4 protein-coding genes are annotated in these 6,254 nt (G+C 67.3%); 1 reads left to right on the forward strand and 3 read right to left on the reverse strand.

Annotated elements, in window-relative coordinates:
- Positions 1-4 precede the first annotated feature (4 nt).
- Positions 5-1,513: a hypothetical protein gene (locus ACBR40_RS45820; RefSeq protein ID WP_371252813.1), complete on the reverse strand. Its 1,509-nt coding sequence runs from the start codon at positions 1,511-1,513 to the stop codon at positions 5-7.
- Between the two features lie 1,845 nt (positions 1,514-3,358).
- Positions 3,359-3,859, reverse strand: coding sequence for an NUDIX hydrolase (locus ACBR40_RS45825; RefSeq protein ID WP_371252814.1), 501 nt, complete (start codon positions 3,857-3,859; stop codon positions 3,359-3,361).
- Positions 3,860-4,155: 296 nt separating this feature from the next.
- Between ACBR40_RS45825 and ACBR40_RS45830 the strand changes: the two genes are divergently transcribed.
- Positions 4,156-5,094, forward strand: coding sequence for a tyrosine-type recombinase/integrase (locus ACBR40_RS45830; protein ID WP_371252815.1), 939 nt, complete (start codon positions 4,156-4,158; stop codon positions 5,092-5,094).
- Positions 5,095-5,181: 87 nt separating this feature from the next.
- Here ACBR40_RS45830 and ACBR40_RS45835 read toward each other — a convergent pair.
- Positions 5,182-6,254 (reverse strand): tetratricopeptide repeat protein (locus ACBR40_RS45835; RefSeq protein WP_371252816.1); only part of this gene is annotated, 1,073 nt, incomplete at its 5' end.

Here is a 6,254-nt window from a genome sequence, read left to right on the forward strand (position 1 = left end):
GGGCTCAGCTGGGGGAGGCGAGCATGGCATTGAGGATGGCCGCCTCGCGCGTGGTGAAGCGGGTGCCGTCAGTGGAGCCAGGGCCCTGGCGGGCTTGGCGAGAAGCAGCTGGGTCGCGACGTGGGGCGGCAGCGGAACTGGTGGGTTCGGGATCGGCGTCTGGTGTGATCTTCAGGATGGATGTCCAGTAGCGCTGACGGATCTCTGCGGCGTTGCTCAGCGGGTAATGCTGGATCGTTCCGGCCTGGCGGTTGTGCTTGCCGGTGGCCACTACGGTCAAGCCGATGGGCATGTCGGCGAGGAGGGTTTCGCCGTAGCGCAGCCACCGCTCTGCGTTGTCCTGGCGTCCAGCTTTGCCATAGCCGTCGGCGACCTGCCGACAGATCTCCTGGGGAATGGTGCCGACGAAGTAGTCACCAGGGCGGGGGGTCAGGTCGATGGCGATCGTGGGCAGGGCGTCGCGGGCGCGCTCCAGGAATCGCTGGCCTTCCTGGCAGGCGTTCCGGTTCACCAGCAAGATACCTAGCTCGAGGTTGGCCAGGGCGTAACTGGCCTTGCCGGAAGGTGCGACTGCCAGCGGCTCGACCTCCGCCTTTTCCAGCAGGAGGGCCCCGCGGGGCCCAAACCAGGCGCGCATCCGCTCGTGACTCAGGCTCTTCTTCTCGCCGATGGCGTTCAACGCCGCGTAGGTCGCCTCCTGCTCCACCGGTTGAGGAAGTTCCAGCTGGGGCGGGGTACGCGGCGGCACGAACGGGGGTGCGGGAGGTGGTGCGGGCGGGTTGTAGGCCGGGATCCAGCTGGCTGGCTCGTACGGCGGGAACTGCGCGGCTGCGGATGGCCAGTCGTCGGTGGCCATGGCGGGTGACGGGACCTCGGGCCATGCCGGAACCGTCCAGCCGGAGGACGGCACGTCGTCGTAGGGGGAGATGAGGTCGGCCAGCGGGGGTGGTGCCGCGGCTGCGGGCATGGTCAGCGTCTCCAGCGGGGAGACCGCGACCGACACCACCGCACCGGCGCCGGCGCGGCCGGGCGGTTGTGGGGGGGATGCACCGGGAGGTGTGTCGTGAGAGGCCTCGGGGATGATCGTGGGGGCCGCTATCGGGGCAGGCCTGTTCGGGCGGCCGTCGCCCGGCCCTGGAACCCTCTCTGGCACGGTCGAGGGGTGGGTGGAGTTCGGGGCAGGCGCCGGCGGGGCTGCTCCCGGTGCCTGGAGCAGGGACATGTAGTACTGATGCCAGTCCATCTTGGTGCCCAGGACCGCATCGGGATCCAGGCCAGTCTTCTTCACGTACTGCTGGCAGGCGGTGAAGAAGTCTGCCGCCCAGGTCCAGCGTGGCGGATTCTTGCGCGCACCCGTCAGCACGTTTTGGACTGTGGTTTTGGTGAGCCGCGGCGGCCGCCCCGACAGGCGGACAAGGTCGCCATAGGACGGGTTTCCGGCCTTCTGCCGGAGAGCGACCAGGGCTGCCACGCACAAGGACGCCGGCGTCGCGTCCGGAGGGTTTTCGGGCATGGGCGATCTGCACCGCCAATCCTGATCGCCATTGATGAGGAACGGTAGATGCTCGATTCTTCCGTATCGGCGCGGAGCTGAATCCCTTACGCGTTTGCCCGGCGCGGGGAGGATCGTTTCGGAACGGCCTGCTACCTGGGCTTTCGCCCCAGCGGCGGTGGTCCGACAGTGGTGTTCCGGAACGTTTTGGAACGATGTGGAACGCTTTCTCGGGCCTACTGAAGAGTAAGGGCGCGGAACGATCCGGAACGATCAAGACCACTGCCAGTGAATCCCGATGCCCCTTCTGACGTGCATCGTCGAGGATGGAAAGAGCTTTCCGGCACCGATGTCCGTTCCGCCTTGATCCGTTCTGATCCTTCTGTCGGCAGGACTGCGAACGGGACGTTAAGCATGGAATGTGAACAACACGCGTCACTCGTTATCTCGATAGCGGTCCGCCGGAAAGTGGTCGCACGTAGAGGCTGACAAGGACCCGAGTCATGCTCACTTTTCGATGATCCAGTCCGGAAACTGGAGATTAACCTGTAGGAGACGCGGACCGATGTTGATAATCCGCCTTACCGGATAACCGGTAAGGCAAGAGCGCGCCGGCTTGCTGGGATGGTCTCGGCGGAAGAGTCCGCCCGTCCGGGAAACTGTTTCCGCATGTCAGGCCGAAGTGCTTGAGCAGCGAGGCAGTCGAAGGGCGCAACCGCGCATTGGGTAACTAATCGGTCACCATTAGTGAGACACTGCGGAGTGTGCCGATTTGGTTGCGAACAAAGGGACTCCGGGGTTAGGTGTGACTCGACAGACTCCGGAGGCGGCACCGGGACTGGAGAAGGGGTGGCTACTAGCCACCCCTTTGACGCGATGGTCGGGCTTACCGAAGGAGGATTGTCATGGCCCGCTGCGGATACGGCTCCGATGCAACCAAGGAGCGAAATGTCCGATGCGGGCCTTTCTCGTTCACGCAAGAAAATCGTTCGAATGGAAAGATTGAAAGGGAAAGCTTTTCATGTCTGCACCACAGCCCGCCGGGGGCGGCTCCGGCCGCAGCGGCAACGTTGAACCGGCGGCGCCGGAACCCCCACCAGCTCCGGTTGACCCTCCGCCCTCCTCCTGGATCGGGGAGGTGGCGCGGATGGTCCGGGACGTAGTTGACAGCACCCCCCGGACCATCCGCCTGTGCATCCTGATCGCGGCGGCAACCGCGGCGTGGCTCCTCATCAAGTAGCCACACAGACGCACGGGTGATACGGCCCCAGGCTAAGACGCAATCCGAGACCGGATGCCCGGTTTATCAAGATCGCGGGCTCCCTGTCCTGGAAAACAGCGATTTATCCTGGGGCCTTTGCGTGCCGTTCACCGTCCTGGCAGAGGGGGACCTCTACCTCGGCCCGCCACGCTGGACGGCAAACGCCGACGCTTAGACCGCACAGCGTACGACGCGTGGGCCTTGCTCTCCTTCCCTACCCCGCTTTCCTAGCGGTAGGAAGGTCCACACAGAAGCTTCTCCTGTGCATGCGCGACAAGAACAGCCATCGTGGGGTTCGCCGCAGATCCTCACGTCGAGTGGTACTCGACGGCAAGGACCCCACGCACCAGGAGAGCGAGAATCCCCCATAACACCGCGTGTCTGCGTTCCTCTCCGCTGTGCGGCGGTGCGTCCTTGGGCTCGCCGCTGCACGGGTTGTTCTTGCTGCCTCCCCAGGTGCACCGCCGTCGGCTGTCATCGTTGGGGAAGAGATCGGGATGATGATCGTCGGTCTCGGCTGCGGCGGGCGCCGACCGGTGAGGTCTCCGATAGCGAGGATTTCCTTGACGCCGAAGGCGCGGCTGGCACCAGAGGGAGCCCGGTTCCTATTCCTCCGTTCCGGGACGGCGCGTTCGGGGCCGCCTGACCCTGGACAGTTTCCCCAGATAGGCGTCCAGCGGTTGGACGCGGCCTGTGAGGGGCTGGATGCCGTCCCACCAGCAGATCGCGCTGATCTCCTCGTTGGGGGTGAAGTCCGGGTGCGCGCCGACGTGGGCGGTGTAGAGGGCCGCGTACTCGACGCGCCGCTCTGGGCCGAGGACGAAGCGTGCATGGCCGGCGAACGCGAGGCTGGTGACTTCCAGGCCGGTCTCTTCCCGCAGCTCTCGCATGGCCGCTTGGCGTGGTGTCTCGCCTGGGTCGATCATGCCGCCGGGCAGTTCCCAGCACTGGCGTAGGTGGTTGAAGGCCAGCAGCAGCTGCTCGTCGTTCCACACTGCCACCAGCGCCAGTGGTGTGGGCCCATCCTCGAAGTGCGTCTCCTCCGCGACCGCGTGGAAAGTGGTCAGAAGGTTTCCGGCTTCATCGGCGGCGAGAACATCGCCCATCTCTCGTCCTCCATGCACTCAGCGCCAGCCACCACGTATGGGGTGAGACTAACGACGGGATGCCTCATGATCGGTGAGACTGCCTCAAGTCCGGTGAGGCGGGACATCAGTGACGAGCGTGGAGGTCTACAAGTCCTATCCACTCTCCGGCTATCGCAGATAGTGATCCATTATCTGCGGTAAAGTCGATCACGCCGCCGGCCACGGCCCAGCCGACCTCGCACACCTTCGGGAGCGGCTGCCCGCCGGAGCCGGTGACTCGTGGTGCTTATCTGCGATAGAGGAGTGGAGAGGGGATGGGGAGCATCCGGCGGCTGACGCCGCGGCCCGGCGTACCGGAACTCGGCGCCGCCGTCGAGCAGTTCCTGGCCACCATCGGCAACCACAACACCGCCAAGGCGTACGCGATCACGCTGCGCGCCCTCGCCCGCGAGCTCGGCCCCGACGCACCGCTGACCGACCTGGAGGGCGAGACCGGCGCCGACCACCTCGCCGGCTGGTTCACCGGCCGCTGGGGAGGCGCGGCCGCGGCCACCTTCAACGCCCGCCTCGACGCGCTCGGCTCCGCCTGCACCTGGTGGCGCGACCAGGACTGGCTGACCGGCGACCCCACCCGCCGCATCCGCCGCCGCGCCCGCACCCCCGACCGCACCAAAGCCCTCGACCGCGCCCACATCGAGGCCCTGCTCACCCGGGACAAGCTCGCGCTGCGCGAGCGCACCCTGTTCCGCCTGCTCTACGAATCGGCGGCCCGGGCCAACGAGGTGCTGGCCCTCGACATCGGCGACCTCGACCAGCGCAACCGCCGCGCCACGGTCAACCGCAAGGGCGGCGCCGTCGACGTCATCGTCTGGCAGACCGCCACCGCCCGGCTGCTGCCCCGCCTGCTGGAGGGCCGCCGCACCGGCCCGGTGTTCCTCACCGACCGGCGCGCCCGCGTCCAGCTTCCGCCCGGCGACGTCGACCCCGGCTCCTGCCGGGCCCGGCTGTCCTACCGCCGTGCCGCCGAACTGTTCGAGCACGCCACCGCCAACCTGCCCGGCGGCCCATGGACGTTGCACCAGCTACGCCACAGCGCACTCACCCACGCCGCCGAGGACGGCGCCAACACCTCCACCCTGCTCGCCTACTCCGGCCACACCTCGGTCGCCTCACTCGCCCGCTACGCCCGTGTCTCCCCCGAGGCCCTGGCCCGCTGGCAACAAGGCCGCGACCCGGCCGCCCGACGTCGCTAACCCGGACAAGCACGCGAGCCTTTTCCTCAGCACTTCGCCTCCGCGCCACCAACGGACCGTCGAGGATCTGGAATACGAGGAAGCACGTCAGACAGGTGGGACGTCGGAGTTGTCATTGTCTCCGCGAAGCCAGGCCACGACCCTCAGAGATTGCTCCAGCTCTTGTTGGTGGATAGCAGGACGAATCTCGACCAGGTGGCGATAGGTGCGGACGGCTTCTGTGATGGCCTCGAGGGCCTTCTCGTGTCGGCCCAGCGCTCCCTGCTGGATCGCTTGGTTGTTCAGGCTCATGGCGAGGTCGGGCAGGAAGGCGTCGGGGCGGGCCTCGGCCAGACGGCGGCGGATGTCGACGGCTTCGGTGATGGCCTCGAGGGCCTCCTCGTGCCGGCCCAGCGCTCCCAGCTGGACCGCTTGGTTGTTCAGGCTCATGGAGAGGTCGGGCAGGAAGGCGTCGGGGCGGGCCTCGGCCAAGCGGCGATAGGTGCGGACGGCTTCGGTGACGGCCTTGAGGGCCTCCTCGTGCCGGCCCAGCGCTCCCAGGTCGGTGGACTGGTTGTTCAGGCTGCCGGCGAGGTCGGGCAGGAAGGCGTCGGGGCGGGCCTCGGCCAGGTGGCGAAATGTGCGGACGGCTTCTGTGATGGCCTCGAGGGCCTTCTCGTGCTGGCCGAGGTCTCCTAGCCGGTTCGCTTGGTTGTTCAGGCTGCCGGCGAGGTGGGGCAGGAAGGCGTCGGGGCGGGCCTCGGTCAGGTGGCGATAGGTGCGGACGGCTTCTGTGATGGCCTCGAGGGCCTTCTCGTGCTGGCCGAGGTCTCCTAGCCGGACCGCTTGGTTGTTCAGGCTCATGGCGAGGTCGGGCAGGAAGGCGTCGGGGCGGGCCTCGGCCAGACGGCGGCGGATGTCGACGGCTTCGGTGATGGCCTCGAGAGCCTCCTCGTGCCGGCCCAGCGCTCCCAGGTCGGTGGACTGGTTGTTCAGGCTGCCGGCGAGGTCGGGCAGGAAGGCGTCGGGGCGGGCCTCGGTCAGGTGGCGATAGGTGCGGACGGCTTCTGTGATGGCCTCGAGGGCCTTCTCGTGCTGGCCGAGGTCTCCTAGCCGGTTCGCTTGGTTGTTCAGGCTGCCGGCGAGGTGGGGCAGGAAGGCGTCGGGGCGGGCCTCGGTCA

Origin of the sequence: Nonomuraea sp. AD125B, assembly GCF_041402765.1 — a bacterium.
Lineage (GTDB): Bacteria > Actinomycetota > Actinomycetes > Streptosporangiales > Streptosporangiaceae > Nonomuraea > Nonomuraea bangladeshensis.